A 24,718-nucleotide genomic window follows, 5' to 3' on the forward strand; every position below is an offset into this window, starting at 1 on the left:
TTTGTACTCTTTATTTGCCTTTTACGGGTTTGTACGGTGAGGTGCAAGATATGAGTGAAGCCAACACCCCCTAGAAAACAGCAAAACTCCAACTAGGAATTTTACGCCACCAATCGGCAAACCAACCCTTATAAGCTGCCCAGTGGAGCATAATTAAAGGTACAAAAATCCATGAGATTTGGATATTTAAGTTTTGAGAACCAAGAGAAGTCAAGAATAAAAAGGATTTCTCTGTTTGTATAGCACTGCTGAGATCGTTACTCCGAAAGAAGATGGCAGAGGCACAAAACCAGTACAATGTTAGGGGGATACCTAGCATCTTTCTGAGTGGTACTAATCCCTTATAGGGAGCGATCCGAGATGACCATTGCTTGTGAACAACTAAGGCGATTCCATTTAATCCACCCCAAACTACAAAATGCCAAGCAGCTCCATGCCAGAGTCCTGATAGAAGCATCAAAGTGAGAAGATTTTTATACCCAAACAGTTCTGTTCGTTGAGCTTTTGGTCGTTTTCTCATTAAAGGAATATAGACATAATCTCGCAACCAACTGTAGAGGGTAATGTGCCAGCGTTGCCACAAATCAGTGATATTGCTGGAAAAGTAGGGAAAATTAAAGTTCAGAGGTAGTTTATATCCAAGTAAACCGGCAGACGCGATCGCCATATCTGAATAACCAGAAAAATCGCAGTATATTTGTATGACGAAAGAAATAACAGCAATCCAACAACTCAAGAAAGTATAATTTTCTGGATTCGTGAAATACTGTTCTACTAAAGGAGAAAGATTATCCGAAATGCACGCTTTCTTGAAATACCCTATGAAAAAAAGCATTAAACATCCCCGAAAATCAACCTCGCTTAAGTTTTTTGGGGTTAGCAGTTGAGGTAAAAAAGTAGATGCACGGACAATTGGGCCTGCAACCAGTTGAGGGAAAAAAGTTACAAATAGAGAAAAATCCCAAAAATTTCTAACAGCTTTGAGTTTACCTAGATAGATATCAATTATATAACTCAGAGTTTGAAACGTGTAAAAACTAATGCCTGCTGGAAGAATAATGTTAAGGGTTTTAAGGCTTATAGGTAAACCCAAAAAAGTTAAGAAGCTGGCAGCAGAATCAGTGAAGAAGTTATAGTACTTAAAAAATCCTAATATTCCTAGATTTGCTACTAAACTAAGTATCAACCATGTTTGGCGCTGCTGCTGATTCTGTGGCTTATTCAGTAAAGCATCCCAATTCCAAAAACTTGTAGTTTTTCTCTGCTCGACTATATCGCTTGTTGAGATTGCTGGTTCTGATACGGAGCCATCGCTTTGCAAATCACTAATCTGTGGTCTAGATAGCATTAAACCGACAAAGTAATCAATGACTGTCGATAGCAAGAGCAAAAAAAGGAAGCGCCAATCCCAAGCACTATAGAAGATATAACTACAGATTAGCAGCCAGAATTTACAATGATTGTGTTTCTGCAAAGCCCAATATATGCAGAAAACAAAAAGGAAGAAAAATAGAAACCGAAATTCTGTGAATACCATATTTATTTACATTGAAATAGTGACTAGGTTATAGAAACTGGGTATTCAAACCCTACCATTCATAAGTTTTTGTCCAGGATTATTTAAATATTGAGTAAATTTTGATGCCAGTAAAAGTGTGAATTCTTGAGCGCCTTCGTGATTTAGATGTGCGCTATCAATTCTGTAATCTAGTTCATATAATTTAGTAAAATTATTGGGATTATTAAAAGCAAATAGGGTTTCGATATATCCTGATTTATATGCTTTGTAAAGAGCCGATGGATTGGAATCAGTCTCTAGAATTGGAGGAATAAAAAATATAGCTTCAATTTTATTTTTGTTAATTTGCTGCTGTTGTTCAATCCGGGAAGCAATATTTTCCATCATTTTCACTCCATATATTGTGGATGGATTATTAAATGCGCTTTCTGAGTTTAAATTGGCTAATTTTGTTTGTTCATTTTTTAGATTTTTCTGATAAGTATCCAAACCATTTGTTCGGAATATAGTCTTCCATTTTCCAGCTTTCTTTTGCCAATCTATTGCGTAATATCCAGATTCTTGTATGAGTCTATCCTCAGATACTTTTGCTAATGGATCTGAATTTGATAAATCTAAATTTAATATTCTTTCCTGCCACAAAGTAGAAAGCTGACCAATCCCTAACCATCGGTAGATAAAACTTTGAAAGTTAGCGTAAATATATGGAACTTTTACTTTCCAACTATCGATTGATGATTCCATAATTAATTGGAAATTTTCTATAGTTTTACGAGGAGTATGCCAGTATATCTCCTGAGTGGAAGTAGAACCAATGTTTGTAAATAAGTCAACTGAACAGTCTAGAAATATCCACTTTAAGTTTGCTGGTTCTAAAGCCAGAATTTTTTGTAAATAGAAATCCAGTTCTGATACGTTTGCACCTGATATACCGAAGTTAAAAGATTTTACACTCTTACCCTCTGTTGTCATGTATTCATCAAACAATTTCGGAATCACCCCAAAATAAGTAGTACTTGGCCCCAGAAAAATAGCGTCATAATCATCTTTGTGTTGAGTCAAATATTGCCATTTAACACTGATTTCACCAAGAGTTTGGATAGTATTAGAATAGGGTAAAATTACATTCAAGAATCCAGAAGAAAAAATTATAGTAATTATAAAAATTAAACTATAACCAAACATAACTAGTGGTCTTAACATGATTTTTTCTTAAATATCTACAACTACATCTACTTCTGTCTTTGTTAATTGCCAGTTCATCTTCAGGTTGAGCCAGAAATTCCAAAGTGTCACACAAGCGATCGCCACCAATTTAGCTATGTATTCATTGACTTGAAATTCATAAAATAGCCAATTTACAATTAAGCTATTGAAAATAAGTCCAACCAAACAAATGAAATTAAACTTGACGAAACGTTGGAACTTTTGACTGGTTTTTTGCTGGAAAGACACATCACCAAACGTCCATATATCATTCCATAAAAAATTATTAATAATTGCCATTTCTGTTGAAAGCATTGCACTCAAAGTTAACGCTAAACATAATGAGTTATGAAATAAATAGAATGACCCCAAGTCTACAATTACCCCACTCAAACCAACTACAGCAAACCGAATAAACCGACTTACAAGCGCCGAATCAATACACAAGCGGACTTTATCTCTCAGAAAATTAATATTAAAATAGTCAATATATTGCTTCATTCAGCTTCTACTCTCTTAATGTTTTTATCGAGGCTGCTACAATCAGTAATATTCACGTTTTCTAATTTTTGTCGAGTTGCCAAAATCCTTCAAGTGGGTAGACTAATTTCAGTGAATTAGTCTTATCCTTCTGAAGTTGATGAGCTAAACTGTTTTCCAGGTCGTCAACAAAAAAGATAGAGTTGTAATATTGGAGCATCATTGGTAACTGGTCATTTTGTATTAGAAGTAAGCAAATTTTTGGCTCTAAATTATGGCTTAAGGTGAGGATAACTCCCAAATTATAATCATTTTTGCTACTTAACAATAAAATATTATTATTAGATTGATTAATACGTTGACTCATTGCTAGCAAATTCTTGGCACCTATTTGTGGCCACCAAGTTTCAGCCTGAAAAAACCTGACATCAGAAACTAGCCCAGAGATGAGTAATCCCACCGCCATAATTTGCCAAACGTTTTTCTGCCAGTTCTTTTCCAAGAAAAGATGGAAAGCTAAAATATAGACTACAGCAATTTGGATACTGAGGTATAAGGGTAACTGATAGCGAAAATGAATGGAACGAATTCCTCCAAAAATTAGGTCGTATAAAAGCAATGTTAATCCGGGAAATCCTCCTAATAAAGCAATAAATAAACTAGTGTTCGTTGATAGGCGATCGCTCAAGAAAATGATAATATAAATAATTAAAAATAAACTGAATATTATCGTAGGAATACTATAAAATAAAGGGCTTTCCGAAGGTAAATTATTGACCCAAGCATCATCAGAAGCCAAATTAAAATCAAAAAAGATTCTGCTAATTCGACTGAGCCAAATCCCAATTAAGTCGAAAGGACTATCTGTTTTAAATGTTATCCATGACAAGAGATTTGTAGCTGTGTGAATCTTGGTAATGATTACTATCAGCCAGGGTAAAAACATTAAACAAGCGGCGATGGAACTCAGTAGATAATTACGCAGAGTTTTGTTAAAGCGAAACTGTTGGCTAATAAGCACATAAATGCCATGAGCGATCGCTACCATTACTGTCAATAAATTGGTGTACAATCCCAAGGCTAGGGTGAGAGCATACACAGCCCAGGTAAAAAAACTTTCTCGGCGAATGGCTCGCAATAAAGCAGCACCTGAGACTAGAATCATCACCATCCACAGACCGTATTCTCGTGCATCTTGGGCAAAGAAAACCTGCAAGGGAGAAACCCCCATTACAGCCATTGCCACCCACCCCACTAGTGCTGATTCAAATAACTCTAAACACAGCCAATATACACTAGGAAATATCAACAGACTGATCACTGCTGATAAACTCCTGACTCCCGCAGGGAAATCTCCAAAGACTTGCGCCCACAATCTCACCATCAGATAATACAAAGGTGGATGTTGCGGATCTGAAGTTATTAAGTAGCGAACTGTGTCAGCCACAGATAGTTCTGGGTTAATGTGTTGATATTTGTCTAAAGTGCTGACAGGAATTACGCCTTCATTATTGCTCCCATTGCTAAAAACTTCTTGTTTAATCTCGGCTAACGTATGACCAGATATTGCCAGCGATGTAGCAGATTCATCGTACCAATACACTTTCTGTCCCAAATGGGTAAAGCGAAAGAAAATACCTAACCCAATCAGGCTAATTACCAGAATTTTTAACCAAGTTGGAGGATTTGACTTTGCTAGCAATTGTAGTTTGTCCATTTATTGCACCTAATTAGTAGCTATCCTTTTGGCTGCTTGAAATATTCATGGGCAAGAATTGGCGGATACTTAGGAACTTCATCTATATCTAAGCAACTCTTAATGCAATTAATTGGAGCATCGTAATTGGGGGCTGTAAAAAAGGCGCATGAGTATCTTTGTTTAGCACTGTGAGATTGAGTTGGAACTAAAACTCGATGTCGTGTGGCGCAAAACTTATCGTTCGTCCATCGCTGCATTAAATCTGCAACCAATACTATAATTGCATCAGGAATGAAGGGCGCTACAACCCATTCTCCAGCATTTGTATATACTTCTAACCCTTCTGAATCTTGAAATAAAAATGTGAGAGTACCTATGTCAGTATGTTCTGCAAGATAAACTTTTCCTAGTTCTGGAGGCTGATATATAGATGGGTAGTGATGCAAAACTATGCCGTGGTTTTGCTCTGAATATAAATTTGTAAAGTAGTCTTCTGGCAATTTCAGAGAAATAGCTAAAGCTTGGAATACTCTCAGAGCGCTTTCGTGACAAATGCTGAAAAATTCCATCATCAATTCATGAAACTGAGTCGGCTTTTGAGGCCATTTATTAGGTTCAAAAAAAGGCTCTTCAATAACACCAACTTTATCTAAAGTAATTTCTTTACCAAAATGAAATCCTTCAGTCATTAGCTCATTCGCGTTGTGTTGATCTTCACTCTTTTTAAAATTATGATATCCGCGAAGATTACGGTCTGGAAAGAAAGATGTTTGTTCTTTTTCATTCTCTGGTAGTGCAAAAAAGCACTCGGCTTGTGAAAAGACTTGAGCGATTAGAGTCTGAGAAATACCATAATTTTTGAGATAGAAACATCCGACCTCATGAATAGCAAGATAAATTTGGGCAGCGACAGCTTCTTTTGCAGTTGAGTCACTTACAAGGAAAGGATGAAAATCAATGATCGGAATCTGCATTTGAAAAACTAATGGTAGATAGAACAGTGTTAATAAATCGTAAGTGTAGCCAGTTCAAAAGTTACTCTTTAGTCAGCTTCAGGTCGTAAGAGTTCCAAAATGTTCCTATTAGGGCAGAGTGTTCAATACCTTGGATACGATTTCGTACTGCCACCATTGATAAAGGGTTAACTAGATAAATAAATGGCAGATACTCCTGAGTAATTTGTTGAGTTTTTACATAGATAGCTTTACGCTTTGCTTCATCTACCTCAGAGGCCGCCTGAATGTATAAATCACCAATTTTCCGTTCCCAATCTGCAACCTGTCGCCCTATTATCGGCGTTTGTCCTGCTTGGAATTCTTGATTAAAAAAGTGCCAACCAGCTTCAGGTAGCCAAACATTAGCCCAATCATTCGGTTCCAGGCCGACAGCAACATCAAGCAATTGGCACTCCCAATCGAAAGTTTGAGTCAGTTTGTTGATGAAAACGCTAGCAGCTACGGGATTGAAATCAACAACTATACCAAGGTTACTCAAATTTTGTTTTATGTGTACTCCCATCCCCTGCAATACATTATTGTTAGTATTCGTCATTAGGCTAAAGCGGACAATATTTCCTTGATCGTCTAATAACTGACCTTGATTGTTGTATTTAAAGCCTGCTTTTAGAAGTAATTCTTTCGCTTTCTGAGGATTGTATTCATAAACCTTTAAACCTGCTTCTACAGGTAAATAATACTTGCTCTGTACAGCAATCGGCGAATTTTGCAGTTTACCCAATCCCTTATAAATATTGTTGAGTATTTGTTGGCGGTCAATTCCATAGGCAACTGCTTGTCTAAATTCCATTGTATTGAACCAACGAGACTTTATGGGATCAACCAGTGGTTGACCATTCCTACTGCCTTTATTGAGATTAAAAGTAATAGCAGTTGACCCGACAAAAAGACCGCCATTATAGATAGTAAACTTTCCTTTGTGTTCTTCATGTTTTAATAATGAAAAATAATCAGTATTAACATTGATGTAATCCAATCCTCCAGAACGGAATTGGATTAAAGAAGTATCTTCATTAGGAATAATTTGCCCAATCACACGCCCGATATAAGGTTGCGAATTACCTTGAGCATCTTGACGCCAGTAATAAGGATTTTTGCGGAAAATTATTCGCTGGCTCGGAGTATAAGATTCTATTGTATAAGGGCCGTTGACAATAATATTTTTTGGTGGGGTATCAGTTCCCCAAGTAGACATAAATTTAGGTCTGCCTTCCTGGTCTTTTATTTTGACGCTTTCCCGGAAAATATGGGCTGGTAAAATTTCTAGTTTTGTAGCCCGAATAAATGGAGCAAATGGTTCAGGTAATGTAAATTCAACTCGCAAATCATCAAGTTTTCGCACAGTCGGGAAGGTACGATTTTTACCAATTAAGAAGAAATCTTTAGCATAAGTAGGAATGTCTGGATTACGGTAAATTTCATTGTAGGTAAAAACGACATCTTCAGCCGTTAGTGGCTTTCCATCTGACCATTTTAGCCCTTTTCTCAGGGTGTAAATTACTTGTTTATTATCTTTAGAAGTTTGCCAAGATTTGGCTAGATTAGGTTCAATTTCTCCACGAGCATTTTCTTTAACTAGCCCCTCATAAATATAGTTTAAAATATAAGCTGATTCTATTATCAAAGCTGGATTAAAAGTCGTGGGTTCAGTTGGGAAAGTGACAACAATTTGAGATATTGGTGTTACTTGAATTTTTAGGTTAATTTGGTTGTAGATAATTATGGCGATCGCAGTTATCAAAGCCAGTAAAATTACTAGCCAAGGATGACGAATTAAAGTATAATTTTTATTGTTTTTTAATAACTTATAATACGACATCTTGAAACCACTCCGCAATTTATTCTTGACTAGGTTGAGATAACAACCTATGAGCATCTTCTAATAAAGCTGGTATTTTGTCAGCATGAGGACTATGACGCAGACAATAGTTGAGATCAAATTGTCTAACTCGCTCTGCTGTGAGACCAGGGAACCAAGGATCAGCATTATTTAAGTGGTTGTAACGCCTTTTGGCATATTCAAACATATCACAAGCGATCGCTAAATTTCGCAACCATAAAATAACTGGAATATTAATCTCACCAGGGGTTTCTTTATAGGTGGGTAAACCAATGTACCAGTTACAATACCAGTCTTTTCCGAGTGTGGCGATCGCTGCTTTTTCCAAACGGTTTAAAATTGGCGGTAAAATTTCATCCGCTTGATCTAAAAGTTCTATAACCTTCAAGTGTTCGTCAAAATCTGATGGTCTAGATGCGCCCAAGCTGAGAGTATGTACTTGAGGATGGCTCAAACAAAACAGATCGTTAAATACCATCGGGCTGAGAGGATGGCATAAGTCTAATAACTTTTGTGGAGGCTTATAGAGCATACCACCTTTATCTGATGGGCTAATGATAAACACCCCCATGTCGTAACGCGTGGCTGCTTCAATGGCGGCCCAATTGAATTGATTAATGTAGTACCAGTGGAGATTTACATAGTCAAATTGATTGGTTTCAATGGTTTTGATAATTAAGTCCGTTGGAGCGTGGGTAGAAAAGCCAATAAACTTTACCTTACCCTTAGCTTGTAACTGTCGCGCTACATCAAGACAGCCATCAGGGCGGATGCTATCTTCGAGATGTTGATAATTATTAATGCCATGCAGTGTTAATAAGTCAATGTAATCTAGCTTTAATAAAGCCAAAGATTTCTCACACAAACGGCGAAAGTCTTCAGAGTCAGATGTAGGAGTAACCTTAGTCTGCACAATAATTTTTTCTCTAGGCAACTTAGGTAAAATCGCTCCTAATTGCATCTCAGAAGTCCCATACATTCGGGCAGTTTCGATGTGATTGATGCCAACTTCTAAAGAACGGTGAATGGTGGCTTCTAGATTCTGTTGATTTTCATCGGGAATTTTTTCTTGAGTAAGCTCCTCATACTCAGTATAGGGGTAGCGCATTCCGCCGCAGGAAAAGATTGGCATTGGTAATTCTGTCCGCCCAAATCTCCGATATTGCATCATAAATGTGTTTTGATTGGAGCGATCCATTAAGAAAATTGGCGTTTCAAACGATTAATAGGCTGCTCAAAAAACTTCCAGGAAATTGCTGCAATTGCAACTGAAACGGCTATTCAAAGGCTTGTTTTGACTTTGCTTTCATGTCTTGTCAACCCCTCAACATACAACCATATCTACTGACTTTTTGCCAAAATCAAGCCCCGCATTACTTTTAGATGGAACATAAAGTATGATTTTTCAAGATATTGAATGCGATGTTTAATCAACTCATGAATCTTGGGGTAGTTATACTCTGGCATACTTGGGTAAAGATGATGCTCTACATGGTAATTATTATTCCAGTAATAAAACCTAATGATCGGGTTAGAAATCATTGTTCGTGTATCATTCCATAGGTTGTGATTTAAGTCAGACTCACAGCCATAGTGATCTGTAATACTGAAAATAAAACCGAATGGAGAAGCAAAAGATATTAATGGTATCCAGTAACCAAAAAACAAAATCCAAGGAAAAATTACGGTCAATCCTGCCATTAATACAATCCAACCCAATAGCAGCCAATTATTTTGTAAGACAAATTGGCGTTGTTCCGGTGTTTTAAAATAGCTCAAATAAAAGCTATTTGGTAAGGATGATTTCTCTTGTGTATGTGTTTTCAAAGAGTCTAAATATAAATCTTTGGTCACTAACCACCAATTCTTGCATACGGCAAGAGGATAAAAATATGTCAAGACCAGAAGATAGGTATTAATATTAGGAAAGGTTTGCCAAGCTGATGTATCTCCTACGATTTTACCTTTGATTTGTGCTTCTCGATGATGCCCCAGATGAATATATTTATGAAACGAAAAGTTCATCAACAATACTAATGATAAGAAAGTTCCCACGAATCGATTAGTATGTTTTGACTTATATAAACTACTGTGAGAGCAATAATGTATTGCCGCAAAAAAACAGACGAATAAAAATCCTTGAACAAACCAGACTAATAACCACACTGCCCAGTTATTCAACCAGAACCCAATAGCTGAGAGTATTAAATATGTACTAATGACAACGAATGTTTGAACAATCGGTCTAAATGTAGGAATCTCATGCAATAAACGCAGTTCTTCGTTAGATATTTGAGTAATTTCACTAATACTAGGTCTGGGATTTTCAATTATTTGATTAGTTTTTGTAAGTTCCATGTTGTTCACCTCTACTTTGACAAATAAAAATTGAAAAATTAAATATCAATTTATTAACTGTTTAATTGATATTGGATAGCTTCTGCTAACTGAACTACAGTAGGTTTCTCAAACAGGTAGATCAACGGCAGTTCTACTTGGAAAGCTGACTGTAGTTTGCATATAACTTCAAGAGTTTGAGAAGAATGTCCTCCAAGTTCAAAAAAGTTATCTTGAGTGCTAATCTGCTCTAGCCCTAAAATTTCTTTCCAGATAGCTAACACAACTTCTTCGATAGGATTTTGAGGTGCAACAAAATCTCTCGATATTGGGAATGCAGCATTTTTAATTGACAAACTTGGAGGTTCAGATATTAAGATAAGTTCAGCAATATGTCGGTTAGGATTGATTGTTATTCTTTCCAGCAAAGTCAAAAAATTATCGACCATCTTGGTAATAGTGGCAGCTGCAAATAAATCGGTTCTGTATACAAGCAGACCTTCAATACCTGTTGATGCTTCTTCGAGCGTTAACTCTAAATCAAACTCTGCGGTATCCTTTGTATCTCTGGCAATAAACTGCTCCTTCAAAATTAGATTTGAAAATTCTAAATTATCCTCTGGAGTATTTTGAAAGACAAACATTACTTGATTTAGTAATGTGTAACTAGGGTCTCTCACTGGCTGGAGTTCTTCTATTAGCTTTATCAGGGGCATTTCTTGATGGGCGTAGACACCCAAAGCTACCTCACGCACTCGGCCAAGTACTTCCCGAAAGCTGGGGTTTCCTCCTAAGTTGGTACAAAATGGAAGTAAATTGACAAAGAAACCAATCAGTCTCTCAGTTTCCACTCTGGTGCGATTGGCAAGAGCGCTGCTAACAATGATGTCTTCCTGTCTTGTATAAGAGAAGAGTAATGTCTGGAATGCTGCCAACAAGGTCATAAACAGGGTTACGCCTTCCTGTTGACTCAGCACCTTGAGCGCATCAGTTAACTTCTTGGAGAGAATTACCGATTGACCTGCACTTTTAAAGGTTCGCGCTGGTGGACGTGGGCGATCGCATGGTAGCTTTAATATAGGTGGACTAATGCCTAAATGCTTTTGCCAAAACTGAAGCTGAGACTCTAAAACTTGCCCTTGTAACCACTGCCTCTGCCATTGAGCAAAGTCGGTATATTTGATCGGTAACTCAGTTAGTGGTGACGGCTTACCCTGACAGAAGGCTTCGTAAAGTTCTGCCAGTTCTTGGGTTAAAACACTAAAAGACCAACCGTCAGCAACAATATGGTGTGTGACGGCAATGAACAGATACTCTTGTTCATCCAAGCGCCAAAGCTTGCTTCGCAATAACGGGCCTTTTGCCAAATCGAAAGGCTGCTTAATTTCCTTTTCAGCCAGTTGTGTAACTTGAGTTTCGCGTTCAGTTTCGGGGATGTGCTGGAGATCAATTACTGAAAAGTCAAAGACAGGCTCGTTAACAACAGCATAAACTACTTGTCCATTTTTAACCTGAAAAGTTGATCGCAATGTCTCGTGTCGTCGAACAATTTCTCTTAAACTCTCCTCCAATGCTTTCTCATTGAGCGCACCTGTGACGCGATAGACTAAGGGCAGGTTATAGATGGAATTGCCTGGATAGAATTGGTCAAAAAACCACAACTCTAGCTGTGTTAAAGAAATTGGTATTGGCTCGTCTGGCGATCGCAACCGTTTTAGAGATAACTCCTGCATATCTGGCGCTTTAGCTGTGGCGATTTTTTGGGCTAAAGGTGCGATCGCTGGAGACTCAAACAAACTCAACAGGGCTAATTCTATCCCAAATGCTTTGCGCGTTAAAGCAATAACCTGAGTTGCTAGTAAAGAATGTCCCCCCAAATCAAAGAAATTATCATAAATGCCAACTTGTTCTAACCCTAAAACATCTCTCCAGATCCCAGCCAAAATTTCTTCGATGGGAGTACGCGGCTCAACAAAAGTTTGACCTAATTGCGGTCGGCTGGTTGTCGGTTCTGGTAGAGCGCGACGGTTGACTTTACCATTAGGTGTAAGCGGGAAAGATTCCATTTCTACAAAAGCCGATGGAATCATATAATCTGGCAGTTGCTCGGTCAAAAAAGTCCGCAGTTGTTCGACTGTTATTGTCTCTTGCGGAATTGGGACAAAGTAAGCGACTAAATATTTTTCCCTAGCACTTTCTCCATGCACTTTCGCTACTGCTTGGTTAATTTGAGGATGTTTGCTCAGAACGGCTTCAACTTCTCCAAGTTCAACGCGAAAGCCCCGGATTTTTACCAAATCATCTATCCGTCCCAAAAACTCGATATTCCCATCTGGTAGATATTGAGCTAAGTCCCCAGTCTTGTACAAACAACTTGATTTTAGATTTTGGATTTTGGATTTTGGATTATCAGAACTTTCAGCAGCTTGGGAATTTTCACTTGTGTCCCTCAATCTAAAATCTAAAATCGGCAATCCAAAATCGGTAAACGGATTGGGGAGAAATCTTTGATTGGTTAAATCTGCACGGTTGAGGTAGCCATGAGCCAAACCAGCACCACTAACGTAGAGTTCTCCAGGAACGCCAATCGGCACGGGTTGAAGATTGCGATCTAACAGATAAACTTGCACATTGACAGCAGGTTTACCAATCGGTGGATAAATCGGCCATTCATCTGGCTTTTCGCTAAAAGTATAAGCTGTAACTAAGTCTGCTTCCGTGGGGCCATAGAAATTGTAGAGTGTACAATTTTCCAGACGCTTAAACAGCTTAATCATCGGCTGAGTAATTTGGAGTTGTTCGCCACAAGCGATCGCTTCCCTAATATTCTGAAATAAATGTTCTTGCTCTCCGTATATTTCCGCTAATTGCTGCCAAAGGCTAACTGGCAGAAAAACTTTACCAATTGGATTTAAGCTAAGTAAGTGGATTAATTTATCTAAATCTTTGCGATCGCCTTCAGGAATTATATACAGTGTGCCTCCGAAGCCCCACGCCACGGATATTTCGTGATAGCTGACATCAAAACTTAGGGAGGCAAACTGAAGCACACCAACACCTGTGGCCATTTTTGCCTGATGGTGTTCTATTAAATTGGTGAGCGATCGATGGGGAACAATCGTACCTTTAGGATTTCCGGTAGACCCAGAGGTATATATGATGTAGGCTAAATTATCAGCTGCTACTTCAACTTGCAGATTGCTCTGAGATTCTTCGCTGATTTCGTTCCCATCTTCATCTAACATAATGAGATGGTGAGCAAAGTTGCCATCCAGCAATGACTTGCAACGTGTTTGAGTTAAGACGACTGGTGCTTGAGAATCGTTGAGCATGAAGGCTAAACGCTCTGGCGGATAGGTAGGATCGAGGGGAACGCAAACTCCCCCAGCCTTCAGAGTTCCTAAAATAGCGATCGCAGCTGCTAGCGATCGCTCCACACAAATACCCACTGGGACATCTGGTTTCACACCGAAGCGTTGCAAGTAGTGGGCGATTTTATTCGCTTGCTGGTTTAACTCCTGATATGTCAATTGTTGGTTTTCATATACCACCGCCAAGGCTTGGGGTGTTTTTTTGACTTGCTCCTCAAATAATTGATGGATGCAACGATTGATGGGATGCGCTGCTGAGGTAGCATTCCACTCCACTAAAAGCAAATCTTGCTCTGCTGGAGTTAGTAGCGGTAACTCGCCTGGGGTGCGATGAGGATTGACGATAATTCCCTCCAACAAGGTGAGGAAATGACCAGCCATGCGATCAATAATGTCTGCATCAAAGCGTTGGCGATCGTAGTAAATTTTCACAGTCATTTCCTCGCCAGGAATTGCCACCACTGTGAGAGGATAATTCGTTTGTCCCTTGTCTTGCAGCTCCCCTATTCTCAAGTTTCCAGGAAGTTGCTGCAACGTTGCATTTACCGGATAGTTTTCAAATACAACAATGCTTTCAAACAAAAGTTGATTTCGAGGAATTTCACTCACGCCCTGAATATCCACCAGTGGGGTGTATGAATACTGCTCCCGCTCTATGTACTCTTGTTGCAACAACCGCAGCCAGGTTAACAAATCGGTTGTCTCAGGGATTTTCAGCCGTGCGGGTAAAGTATTAATGAACAACCCCACCATCGACTCCACACCAGATAAAGTAGCAGGGCGACCAGATACAGTAGTTCCAAAAACCACGTCAGATTCACCACTGTAGCGACTGAGTAGCAACGCCCAAGCAGCTTGTACTAAAGTGGCAAGTGTCAGATGATGTTGTTGAGCAAAAGATTTTAAGGTAGTTGTCGTCTCGGCTGACAGATGTTGCGATCGAACGTCAATATTTTGCTGTTGGTGAGAACTTTGCCCGATTGCTCGCTCAACTATCAAAGGCGTAGGTGCAGTGAAACCCTCAAGATTTTTTTGCCAGAACGCCTTCGCCCCAGCCAAGTCTTGCTGCTGCAACCAATTAATGTAATCCCGGTAAGGGCGACTTGGAGCTAAATATAACTGTTGACCGTTCTTTATAGACTCGTAGAAAGCAAACAGTTCTTTGAAGATAATCGGCCAGCTCCAGCCATCAAGCAGCAAGTGATGAAAGCTCCAGACAAACTCATAAATTTCATCGGCTACCCGAATTAAAACAAAGCGCATGAGTGGAGCTTTGTCAAGTTCAAAACCTTGTTTTCTATCTGAATCTAAAAAAGAATTGACACGTATTTCTTGCTCCTGCTGAGGAAACATCCGCCAGTCTAAATTAGACCAAGGCAAATTCACTTGTTTACGCACCACCTGAACTGATTGTTTGCGGTTCTTCCAAACAAAAAGAGTCCGCAAAGCCGAGTGTCGCTCTACTAAGAGTTGCCAAGCCCTTTCAAATACATCTGGATCTAAATTGCCATGAATAGTTAATTGAAACTGCTCAAAATATATTCTCGATTCCGGCTCATAGAGAGTATGAAAGAGCATCCCCTCCTGCATAGGCGAAAGGAGATAGATAGATTCAATATCTTTACTTTGTTTTTGTACAACTACCATTGTTTTTTATATGATATTAATTATGTGAGTTATTTCTATATAGCCATCCTAAGAGGTTATTTGAAAAGTGGTATGTTGTAATTATTACCCCCCTTAATCCCCCCTTATAAAGGGGGGAAACTGGAAATCTAGTTCCCTCACGCCACATGCTTCAAGTCGGCGAAGCCGCCCAACGCAGTGGCTCCCCTTTATAAGGGGAGGGTTAGGGTGGGGTAAAAAAATATTTGACACATCAATTATGACTTTTAAAACATCCTCTAAATAACTCATAAAATCTTCTCTTTCTTTGCTTGGCGTACTTGGCGTACTTGGCGGTTCGTTAAAAAAAGTAATTGTCACAAATCAAATAAAACCCATAAATTTAAAACTTACCAAATCCCTTAGAAGGCAGATGTTGACAATCCGCCATCGACTGGAATAGTAACACCCGTAATATAGCTAGCACATTCTGACGCTAGAAAAGCAACCAAATTAGCAACCTCATTAGAAAAACCGCGACGACCAAGAGGAATCATATTATTCGTTCCTTCTATGATTGAATCAACTGTCCGGCCTTCCTGTTGGGCAAATACTTCTAAATATTCTCTATGCCTTGGAGTATCAATAAGTCCAGGATTGACACAGGTAACTAAAACATTCCACTTAGCAACTTGCGTGGCAACAGCTTTAGTAAAGTTGATTAATGCAGCATTCCCCACACCCGATCTAACAAGACGACTAGAAGGTTCTTTTCCTGATGTCCCAACAATATTTATAATCCGACCCCATTGCTGATTTTTCATCGTAGGTAGCACCAGATTCGTCATCCGAATATAGCCCATTAACTTGCCTTCAAAGACAGTTGACCAATCTTCATCAGATAGATTTTCTACTGCTTGATTAGAAAAATTAGCCCCCTGTGAATTATTTACTAATATATCAATTTTCCCAAATTGTGTGAGAGCTTCTTGGACTAATTTTTGAGAATCACTTGCCTTTTGAACATCAGCACAAATAGGGATAACTTTGGCTTGGGAGCTAACCAAACCTTGATAAGCTTGTTCTAATCGCTCAGAATTTCTACCACAAATTATTAACTGACAACCTTCTGCTGCCAACTTTTGGGCAACGCTATAACCAATACCAGCAGTTGATCCTGTGACTAAAGCTACTTTCTGTGTTAATCCTAAATCCATGATGAATATTCCTTTACGAAGTAGTTAGCGATCGCGCCACATCTATTTTAGAAAAAGTATCTTTCAGTGAAAAACGAGAGCCAGACGGAATCAAAATTTCAATCAAAGATACTGCTTCCTCAGAGTAATTGTACCCTCCATAGAGAGCATCAGCAGGAGCATAGTAAACACTACCATATTCTAACTGCTGCTGTTCTTCTTCCACTGCGATCGTCAATTTACCATTCAGGATTAGTCCCATTGTTTCACTAGCAGATTGGCGAATTGGTATTATCCCTTTTGGAGGAATTTGGGTGATAATAATCTCAAACCAAGAACCAACAACAGACTGACAATCGAAACCTGTAACTTCATCTTGAGTCGGTGAAAGTTTCAGAATAGCCTCCTCACCTTCTTCAGAATTGGTGATGCGTTTTACATCAAAGGCTAATGCTGTTTCTGAGAAAGGGTTTATGGAACCATGAAGAACATTATAACCAGCCACATAAACTTGCTGAAGGGGTTCAAGAACTTCTTTAGTGCCGTTGATGTTAATTTCCAAACGTCCTGAAATTTGCATTCCAATTTGACTTTCGGGATGTCGATGCAATTCAAAAGTAGCTCCTGGTGGAATAGAGACTAATTGAACAACTGTATCTTGACATTGAAATGCTATTAACTCTACATTTGAATTAATGTTTATGGTTTTTGGCTGGGGAAAAAATTTAGACATGATTTTTTGCTAATTTAATTTTTTTGAAAAATCGACCAACTCATACGGATGTTTCCATAGATGGAAATAAACTCTAAATCGTAAGCTTGGACAGCATTCTCATTAGTAATAGCGAAATCGGCTAAACCCTGCATTACCTGAATCGCTGAATCGCTGGTAGAAGGGGACAAATCCACTTGTATTTGTGTTTGATCTTGATAATCTGGCAAAAGTTTCGTTAACAAAGGTAGAGGAGCCGGATGGGTAACAATTCTAGAACCGTTAAAAACTACCTCTGTATTTTTTTTCTTAGCCAATCCATAAACGGGAGTAGGAAATATAAAAATGAAACTTAGATCAAAACTTGGCTCCATGTAAAACTCATTAATTCGGTCGTAAGCATGAGGAACTAAAGCCAAATCTACCTTATCTTGCAGCAAGGCTTCTTTAACATCTATAAAAGTATCAAACAACTGAGTGGATGCGGTAAATTGCTCTGAGAGCAGTTGGTTAGTTATGTACTGGGAAGCATAGTCACTACTAGTAGCACTAGGCCCCAAAGTGCCTATGACTAAATTTTTTGAAGTAGGGATACGAGGTTGAAATTCAATCTGAAATTCCAGCATGGTTTTTCCTGAGTAATCATCATGATATTTTTTGGTGGCGAGTCATTGGCAGCTTGGTTATAAATAACCTCCTGGAACTTAGTTTATTTGCAGAAAACCTTGTTAAAACAGAAACCGGGTTTCTCGGTGTAGACGACTTTATTTAATTTCTGCTAGCAGTTCGTCCAAAGCTTCTTGGCTAAATTCAACTTCCGGGAAATCTGAAGGAGTATAGCCACCTGCCTCTGGGGATAAGCAGTGGGCAATAATAGTTTCTAAGGCTTCTATATACTCATTAGCCAGATTTTCTACAGTGGCCCAGCAATGGAAATGCTCACTATATTGCCACTCTACTTTCAGCCTCCCTTCAACAACTAATCCATTTACACTTAACAAATGGCGGCGCTGTCCTTTGGGGCTGTGAATGGAACCGCTAGACTCTTGGGCATATTTCCATCCAAGGGTTGCTAACTGCGTTTGATCAAATTGACCCAAGTAGTTAAAGCTCACCTCAGCTTGGGGGAACGCTTGTAATTTATTGTGAGCGATCGCATCTAAACTCAGATAGCGCCAGATGCCATAATCAATACCCCGGTTGGGAATACGTCGCAGTTGCTCTTTTACCGACTTGATAACCTCTCCGAGATCATCTTGATCCTCAAGTTTTAATAGAAGGGGGAATATACTAGTAAACCAGCCTACCGTTCGGGACAAGTCCACATCATCAAACAAGTCCTCTCGTCCATGACCTTCTAAGTCAATCAGTAGAAAGTAAGAACCTGTCCAACGAGTGAAAGTCTGCACCAATGCCGTCAGCAGCACATCGTTAATTTGGGTGTTGTAGGCAAAGGGAACATCCTGCAACAGGGTGCGAGTCTGTTCCACACTCAGGTATACAGATACAATCCGACTAGAAGCTACAGTGTTATCTTGAGCAACAGCAGCATAATCCAACGGTAAAGGAGCAATTGGGAACCGCATTGAGTCCAGCCAGTAATCTAGCTGTGAATGAAGTTCTTGACTGCGGGCATAATCCTGCAATCGAATTGCCCAATCCTTAAAGGAAGTTGTTTTTGCAGGTAGTTGGATACTTTTGCCAATTTCTAATTGTTTGTATGCCCCAGATAAGTCTTCTAGCAAAATCCGCCACGAGATCCCATCTACAGCCAAGTGATGGATGACGATGAGTAAACGTCCGGGAGAATTGCCTAAGTGAAACAGAATGACCCGCATCAGCGGCCCATCTGCTAAGTTCAGCGTCCTTTGTGCTTCGTCCGCCCTTGCTGCGATCGCTTTTAACTGTTCTGCTGGGGGCAGATATGACAAATCTGCAATGCCCAACGAGACTCCATCGCCCACATCATAGCATGAACGCCAACCGCTCTTGGGGATATGCCGGGTCAAGCGGTACATAAGCCCCACCAGCCTTGAGAATGCCCAGCAATCCTACCACCATTAAGGGCGATGCCTTCTCCTGTCGGAGACGCTGCGCGAACGGCAACGTCTTCGACGAACGCTCAATGCAAATTCCCACCAATACCTCTGCACCCACACCTAAAGTTTGCAGATATTGCGCCAACTGATTTGCGCGATCGTTCAACTGTTGGTATGTCAGGGACTCGTCCTCATAGACCACAGCTACTGCATTTGGTGTTTTTTCAACCTGCTCCTCAAATAACTGATGGATGCATTTGCTGTCAGGATAGGGCGTATAAGTATCATTCCATTCCACTAGCAACTGATGTCGCTCCTGCTGGTTCAGCAGTGGTAATTCACCAATAAGTTGATTCGGATTAGCAATCATCGCTGCTAACAAAGTCTGGAAATGACTTGTCATCCTCGCAATAGTATCTGCCTCAAATAGGTCGCTGTTATATTCCCACGAACCTATCAGTCCCTCTTTTGTCTCCCAAACTGCCAAGGTCAAATCAAACTGAGATGTTCCACGTTCTACAAATTGAGGAGTTAGGGTAAGATTAGGCAATTCTAATGTATCCAACAAGAAATTCTCTAAGACAAACACCACTTGGAATAGGGGATTGTAGCTGAGAGAACGTTCTGGCTGCAACGCTTCTACCACTTGTTCAAAGGGAACATCCTGGTGAGTGTAAGCGGACGTTGCAACTTGTCGCACTTGAGAGAGAAACTCACTGAAACTAGGATTTCCCTTGATCTGGTGACGCAGTACCAATGTATTGACAAAAAAGCCAATCAATGATTCTATCTCTCTGCGGTTGCGGTTGGCAATGGGGCTACCAATGCAGATATCATCTTGACCAGTGTAACGAAACATTAAAACGACGAAAGCCGCCAGTAGTGTATGAAATAGGGTAGCTCCTGACTGTTGGCTGAAGGTTTTGATTTGCTTGCTCAAATTCTGGTCAATTTGAAATTCCTGGGTAGCACCACAGAAAGTCTGAACGGGGGGGCGTGGTTTGTCTGTGGGTAGTTCTAATAAGGGTGTAGCACCAGTTAACTGTTGCTTCCAGTAATTTAGTTGCTGTTTTTGAACTTCCTCGGTCAACCACTGTCGCTGCCAAACTGCAAAATCAGCATACTGGATGGGCAACTCAGGGAGGAGCAAAGGGGAAGCAAGAGTAAAAGCTCGGTAGAGGATGGACAACTCTTGGATGAATATCCCCATTGACCAGCCATCTGTGATGATATGGTGCATAATTAACACCAGCACGTAGGACTCTGACCCCAGCCGCAGTAAAGTGACCCGCAACAAAGGGCCATTACTCAAATCAAAAGGTTGGCGAGCTTCTTTTGTGACAATCTGTTGTACCTCTGATTCTTTTAAACCTTGCAAGTCCAGAATTGGTATAGCGGTTGTCAAGCTGGGGGAAATTACCTGCAAGGGTTTTCCATCTACTGCGGGAAATGTTGTCCGCAGAATTTCGTGACGGCGGATGATTTCGTTAATACTCTGCCCAAGAGCTTCTACGTTGAGTACACCTTCAACGCGCAACTGTAAACCCTCGTTATAAAATGGGCTTTGGCTCTCTAATTGATAAAGAAACCACATCCTCTGCTGGGCAAAGGATAAAGGCAACTCTCCAGAGCGCTGTATAGATAGTATTGGCTCAGATGAGTCTGTCGCATTCTTAGCTTCTTCTAGAAAAGCCAGGATTTCTGATTTGCGCCCTAGCAGTTTGTTTTTCAGGTCTGGGTTCATCACTCCCTTGGGAGCGCGATAGTTTAACTGGTCGCCTTCCAGCCAAATTTTTATGCCTAAACTATTTAAATAAGATACAAATTCTATTATTGTCATTTATAATACCCCTCCCTCATATTCTTTTTCTGCGTCATCAATAGCTACATTCCACTTGATGACGACAGTTAACAGCGCCTCAAGGCTTTCTCCCAAACCGGCGACTGTCGGGGATGCAAAAAAACGATTTGGCGACAATTCAACAGAAAAAGTCTCACGCAACCGAGAAATGACTTGGAAGGCTAACAAAGAATTTCCTCCCAGTTCAAAGAAGTTGTCGTGAATGCCGATCTGAGATATTCCTAAAACTTCTTGCCAGTTTTGAGCTATTTGGCGTTCCGTTTCGTTTCGGGGAGCGATCGCTCCTCTACGAGTCATACCCCTAGCCAGTAAGTCTCGATTAATTTCGCCCCTGGCGGTGAGGGGCATTTCTGATAGTTGCACGAAATCACAGTTAACAGTGGTTGTAAAGCGATCGCGCACCGTCAAATCTGATAACTCTGGTACAGAAGAACCGTTACTCGTCGTGAAATAGGCAGTTAATTTCTGTAACCCTGGAAACTCCGAGGTAAAACGCCGAATTTTGGAATTGCTGCCATCTAAACCGACTATCAGCTGTGCTTGGTCATGATATAAACCAGCCAAGAAGGAATATAACCCTTGTTGAAGGCTCATCTCATAATAGCCTTGAGCGTGGGTGATTTCTTGCCTCTGATAACCCTTGTTGATCCCTGTGTCACGCCAAATTGTCCAAGCAAAGCAATAGCTATGCAACCCACCCAGAGAACGTTGGTATTGATTAAAGCTTTCCAAAAAATTGTTAGCAGCAGCATAAGCAGAAATTGTGGCTCCACCAAAGAAACTCGCCAAAGACGAAAAGCTAATGAAAACCCCCTGCCCTTGCTTCTTAAGCACCTGATGCAGCACCCAAGCACCTAACACTTTGGGACGTAAAATTGCGGCTAAACTCTGCGGTGTTTCATCCACTAATATTTGTTCGTGATAAGTTCCCGCCAGATGAATCACCCCATCCAGCTGACTTCCCCAATTAGCCTTGACTTTTTCCACCACTTGTTGAGTTGCTTGAAAGTCGCAGATATCCACTGCCTCATAAACCACCGATCCAAGCTGCTTTAATTCCTGGTAAAGCTTTACTTTTTCTAATATTTCCGTAGAGACGTTGGATGTAATATCTTCACTTGGTAAACGAGTTCGCCCTAATAATAATAATTTGGCATTAAAAAACTTAATCAGATATTTAGCAATTTCAACCGCAACACCCCCAAGTCCACCACTTATTAGATACATCCCCCCTGCTTTAAAGGGAAGTTCTTGCTTTGGTTTGTCTTGCAGATTGACTTTTTCCAAACCTGCAACAAAACGCTGTCCGTTTCGATAAGCTACCTCTTGCTCTTTTGATAAAAGCTGGAGTTCTTGTAGAATATGGTTCCCATCCACCTGTACCGAATTTGGTGCCAAATCGATGTGACGACAATTTAACCAGGGAATTTCCTGGGGAATAGTTTTAATTACACCTAAAACTGGAGATTTTTCATAAGCTATCTTGTCTGTTGGTTGCGTAGACTGGGTGTAGCTAGAAACAAATAATAACTGAATTAAATCTTGGAAAACCTGAGTTTTTGCTAAGGCTTGGACAAGAAACAACAAACTGTAGATTCCCTGGTATTGGGCTTTTTCAAGAGCTTCTGTGCTTTTGATTTCTCCGCTATACTCCTGATAATTCCACAGATGGAGAATCTGACCAATGGTCAGGTTATCTGCTTTTATGGTCTCAAGCAATAGCTGATAATGGTCTGCATTTGCAGGAGCTAAACAGAAATGATTGGGACTTTTTTTAGCAAAATCAGATCCGGGTGAAACACACAGATATGGCAGGTTTTGCTGTTCCAGTTGTTGGCAAATAAATGTCCCCAATCCTAACTCGTCGAGGAATACTATGGTAAGACAACCTTCAGGTAAAGTCTTCAAAACCTTGGCTTGCTTACGTCGCCAGACTTTTTGGTAGAACCAATCAGGAATAGTGTTGTTATTGCCTAGTAAGATATCGAATTGCTTGAGAATTGGGTTGAACTCACCTGCATGGAAGCGATCGCTAAGTTGCGATCACTGGATTTTACCAATGACGGTTTTGGGGATATCTTCTTTAGCTATTAAAATTAAATAATCAGGATTCAACCCTACTTTATTCACCACTGTCTGCCGAATTTTCTTCAGTAGCTCTAATAGTTTTTTGTCTTCCGTAATCGGCGAATTGAAGAAGATAGCTAGTTTCTCTGTTGTACCATCAGCATTGCAGACTGCACAAGCGGCAGTGTAGGACACTTCTATTTCTGCAATTTCTTCAACTACTGCTTCAATTTCATGGCTGTAATAGTTGGCTCCATTAATAATAATAGTTTCTTTGGCGCGACCAGTAACCACCAATTGTCTGTTGGCAATGAATCCTAAATCTCCAGTATCAAACCAGCCATCTTTTAAAAAGGATTGATCGTTGGCATCGAGGTTGTTGTAATATCCTGGAGAAACTGCATCACCTTTGACTTGCAAACGACCTATGGTGTCTTCTCTTAATACAGAGTTTTGATCATCTACTACGCGAATGGTAATTCCAGGAATGACTGAGCCTAAGTCGGTAAAAGTATTATGATTCGGATAGTCTATTTCTACTCGTTTAATAGTACCTTGCAATATAGATTTGTCTATCCTATGGAACAACAGAGGTGCTTCTTTGATGGGCTGATAATATGTAATCCCCGAACCCATCTCTGCCATTCCAAAAGCTGGTCTGATTGCTGTTGCTTTGAGTCCATAGGCAACCAAATTTTCTCGAAAATCCTCCACAGCTTTACTGGATACTGCTTCACCAGCTGTAAGCAGGAATTTCACGCAGGATAAGTTCCAGTTTTGTTCTGGTTCTTGTTTGAGGGAGTCATTAACTATGGCATAGGCAAAGTTGGGTGCCCAGCTATGAGTAATCCGGTATTTGTGGATCAAATCCAACCAGTTGAGGATGCGACCCAAGATATATTCTTTTTGTGCATAAATCAGGGTGCAACCTAATTCGACACCACGGATATGCCAGTCGGAAATGCTGCCAATGTGATCGAACGGCAGCCAATTCAAAATCAAATCTTCTCGCTTGTGTTGATTGAGTTGGTTAGCTCCTCTGGCGCGAGCAATGAGATTTTGATGAGTCAATTGAACGCATTTTGGTATTCCTGTACTGCCAGAAGTCAGGTTGAAAAAAGCCACATCATTTGGTTGACTATGATGATATTGTTTGCTGGCGGTATTGTTTTTTAATGCTTCAATCGTGCCTACCTTTAGGCGTTCTGCTGGTAGCCATTGCGATAGTAATTCTACTTCTTGTTTGAGAGCTTCCGTAGTTAAGATGACTGGACTATCTAAGAACTGCCAAATATGACAAAGCTTATCCACCACCTTGTTTGATTCTCTATAAGTCGGTGGCACTTCCATGATTACGGGTACAAAGCCTCCTAATAGGCACCCCCAAAAGGTTGGAATGATGTCACAGCTAAGTTCCATCTGCAATATGACTTTGTTTTTTGGCTTGAGTCCCAAGTTTCTCAAACCAGCAAGAATTCGCTCTGCAACTTCAAGTAACTCAGCATAGGATTGACGTAGTTCTGTCCATCCACTTAAGCGGACAGTTAGGACAGTTAAGACATTTAAACGGACAGTTAGGACAGTTAAGACACTTAAGCGGACAGTTAGGACAGTTAAGACACTTAAGCGGGTAATTAAAATATTTAAAATAGTTAATAAATAACTGGAGTATTAGTTGGTGAATTGTTTAGTGTAACTCTGTGTGTGCATTATTCGCTGCCAAATTGCAACCTGCAACGTCACTTCATTTACAATCATTAGACTTGTCGG

General features: G+C 40.0%; 16 protein-coding genes. All 16 read right to left on the bottom strand.

The window, feature by feature from the left end; genetic code table 11:
- Positions 1 to 70: 70 nt before the first annotated feature.
- Complete coding sequence (locus HWQ41_RS09380) at positions 71 to 1,348, bottom strand: MBOAT family O-acyltransferase (RefSeq protein WP_292761834.1); 1,278 nt, start codon at positions 1,346 to 1,348, stop codon at positions 71 to 73.
- Between the two features lie 234 nt (positions 1,349 to 1,582).
- Positions 1,583 to 2,722, bottom strand: a complete 1,140-nt coding sequence (locus HWQ41_RS09385; protein WP_292761837.1) for a hypothetical protein — start codon at positions 2,720 to 2,722, stop codon at positions 1,583 to 1,585.
- Between the two features lie 9 nt (positions 2,723 to 2,731).
- Positions 2,732 to 3,226 carry a GtrA family protein gene (locus tag HWQ41_RS09390; RefSeq protein WP_292761840.1) on the bottom strand — a complete coding sequence of 165 codons (495 nt, stop codon included), beginning with the start codon at positions 3,224 to 3,226 and terminating at the stop codon, positions 2,732 to 2,734.
- Between the two features lie 61 nt (positions 3,227 to 3,287).
- The gene (locus HWQ41_RS09395; RefSeq protein ID WP_292761842.1) at positions 3,288 to 4,922 is read right to left on the bottom strand and encodes a glycosyltransferase family 39 protein; all 1,635 of its coding nucleotides are present in this window, start codon (positions 4,920 to 4,922) and stop codon (positions 3,288 to 3,290) included.
- A 20-nt stretch (positions 4,923 to 4,942) separates the two neighbouring features.
- Positions 4,943 to 5,878 (bottom strand): 2-oxoglutarate and iron-dependent oxygenase domain-containing protein, encoded by a 936-nt coding sequence (locus HWQ41_RS09400; RefSeq protein ID WP_292761844.1) that lies wholly within the window; start codon positions 5,876 to 5,878, stop codon positions 4,943 to 4,945.
- A gap of 61 nt (positions 5,879 to 5,939) precedes the next feature.
- Positions 5,940 to 7,739, bottom strand: coding sequence for an ABC transporter substrate-binding protein (locus HWQ41_RS09405; protein WP_292761845.1), 1,800 nt, complete (start codon positions 7,737 to 7,739; stop codon positions 5,940 to 5,942).
- Between the two features lie 19 nt (positions 7,740 to 7,758).
- Positions 7,759 to 8,928, bottom strand: coding sequence for an aldo/keto reductase (locus HWQ41_RS09410; protein WP_292761887.1), 1,170 nt, complete (start codon positions 8,926 to 8,928; stop codon positions 7,759 to 7,761).
- A gap of 173 nt (positions 8,929 to 9,101) precedes the next feature.
- Positions 9,102 to 10,118 carry a fatty acid desaturase gene (locus HWQ41_RS09415; protein ID WP_292761846.1) on the bottom strand — a complete coding sequence of 339 codons (1,017 nt, stop codon included), beginning with the start codon at positions 10,116 to 10,118 and terminating at the stop codon, positions 9,102 to 9,104.
- A gap of 53 nt (positions 10,119 to 10,171) precedes the next feature.
- Positions 10,172 to 15,115 carry a non-ribosomal peptide synthetase gene (locus HWQ41_RS09420; RefSeq protein ID WP_292761847.1) on the bottom strand — a complete coding sequence of 1,648 codons (4,944 nt, stop codon included), beginning with the start codon at positions 15,113 to 15,115 and terminating at the stop codon, positions 10,172 to 10,174.
- A 380-nt stretch (positions 15,116 to 15,495) separates the two neighbouring features.
- Complete coding sequence (locus tag HWQ41_RS09425; RefSeq protein WP_292761848.1) at positions 15,496 to 16,290, bottom strand: SDR family oxidoreductase; 795 nt, start codon at positions 16,288 to 16,290, stop codon at positions 15,496 to 15,498.
- A 13-nt stretch (positions 16,291 to 16,303) separates the two neighbouring features.
- Positions 16,304 to 17,002 (bottom strand): cupin domain-containing protein, encoded by a 699-nt coding sequence (locus HWQ41_RS09430; RefSeq protein WP_292761849.1) that lies wholly within the window; start codon positions 17,000 to 17,002, stop codon positions 16,304 to 16,306.
- A 14-nt stretch (positions 17,003 to 17,016) separates the two neighbouring features.
- Positions 17,017 to 17,607, bottom strand: a complete 591-nt coding sequence (locus HWQ41_RS09435; protein ID WP_292761851.1) for a LysR family transcriptional regulator — start codon at positions 17,605 to 17,607, stop codon at positions 17,017 to 17,019.
- A 138-nt stretch (positions 17,608 to 17,745) separates the two neighbouring features.
- Positions 17,746 to 18,999, bottom strand: a complete 1,254-nt coding sequence (locus HWQ41_RS09440; protein ID WP_292761853.1) for a condensation domain-containing protein — start codon at positions 18,997 to 18,999, stop codon at positions 17,746 to 17,748.
- Positions 18,947 to 20,860, bottom strand: a complete 1,914-nt coding sequence (locus HWQ41_RS09445; protein WP_292761855.1) for a condensation domain-containing protein — start codon at positions 20,858 to 20,860, stop codon at positions 18,947 to 18,949. Before HWQ41_RS09445 ends, HWQ41_RS09440 begins: the two co-directional genes overlap by 53 nt.
- The gene (locus HWQ41_RS09450) at positions 20,861 to 22,789 is read right to left on the bottom strand and encodes an SDR family oxidoreductase (RefSeq protein WP_292761857.1); all 1,929 of its coding nucleotides are present in this window, start codon (positions 22,787 to 22,789) and stop codon (positions 20,861 to 20,863) included.
- A gap of 135 nt (positions 22,790 to 22,924) precedes the next feature.
- Positions 22,925 to 24,598 (bottom strand): AMP-binding protein, encoded by a 1,674-nt coding sequence (locus HWQ41_RS09455; RefSeq protein WP_366931648.1) that lies wholly within the window; start codon positions 24,596 to 24,598, stop codon positions 22,925 to 22,927.
- Positions 24,599 to 24,718 lie beyond the last annotated feature (120 nt).

This window comes from Nostoc sp. NOS(2021), assembly GCF_017115025.1.
Taxonomy (GTDB): Bacteria; Cyanobacteriota; Cyanobacteriia; order Cyanobacteriales; family Nostocaceae; genus Nostoc.

Coding starts and splice junctions, on each gene's coding strand:
- HWQ41_RS09380 (WP_292761834.1), bottom strand. CDS start 1,348: ATGCTATCTAGACCACAGATTAGTGATTTGCAAAGCGATGGCTCCGTA.
- HWQ41_RS09385 (WP_292761837.1), bottom strand. CDS start 2,722: ATGTTAAGACCACTAGTTATGTTTGGTTATAGTTTAATTTTTATAATT.
- HWQ41_RS09390 (WP_292761840.1), bottom strand. CDS start 3,226: ATGAAGCAATATATTGACTATTTTAATATTAATTTTCTGAGAGATAAA.
- HWQ41_RS09395 (WP_292761842.1), bottom strand. CDS start 4,922: ATGGACAAACTACAATTGCTAGCAAAGTCAAATCCTCCAACTTGGTTA.
- HWQ41_RS09400 (WP_292761844.1), bottom strand. CDS start 5,878: ATGCAGATTCCGATCATTGATTTTCATCCTTTCCTTGTAAGTGACTCA.
- HWQ41_RS09405 (WP_292761845.1), bottom strand. CDS start 7,739: ATGTCGTATTATAAGTTATTAAAAAACAATAAAAATTATACTTTAATT.
- HWQ41_RS09410 (WP_292761887.1), bottom strand. CDS start 8,928: ATGCAATATCGGAGATTTGGGCGGACAGAATTACCAATGCCAATCTTT.
- HWQ41_RS09415 (WP_292761846.1), bottom strand. CDS start 10,118: ATGGAACTTACAAAAACTAATCAAATAATTGAAAATCCCAGACCTAGT.
- HWQ41_RS09420 (WP_292761847.1), bottom strand. CDS start 15,115: ATGGTAGTTGTACAAAAACAAAGTAAAGATATTGAATCTATCTATCTC.
- HWQ41_RS09425 (WP_292761848.1), bottom strand. CDS start 16,290: ATGGATTTAGGATTAACACAGAAAGTAGCTTTAGTCACAGGATCAACT.
- HWQ41_RS09430 (WP_292761849.1), bottom strand. CDS start 17,002: ATGTCTAAATTTTTTCCCCAGCCAAAAACCATAAACATTAATTCAAAT.
- HWQ41_RS09435 (WP_292761851.1), bottom strand. CDS start 17,607: ATGCTGGAATTTCAGATTGAATTTCAACCTCGTATCCCTACTTCAAAA.
- HWQ41_RS09440 (WP_292761853.1), bottom strand. CDS start 18,999: ATGTACCGCTTGACCCGGCATATCCCCAAGAGCGGTTGGCGTTCATGC.
- HWQ41_RS09445 (WP_292761855.1), bottom strand. CDS start 20,860: ATGACAATAATAGAATTTGTATCTTATTTAAATAGTTTAGGCATAAAA.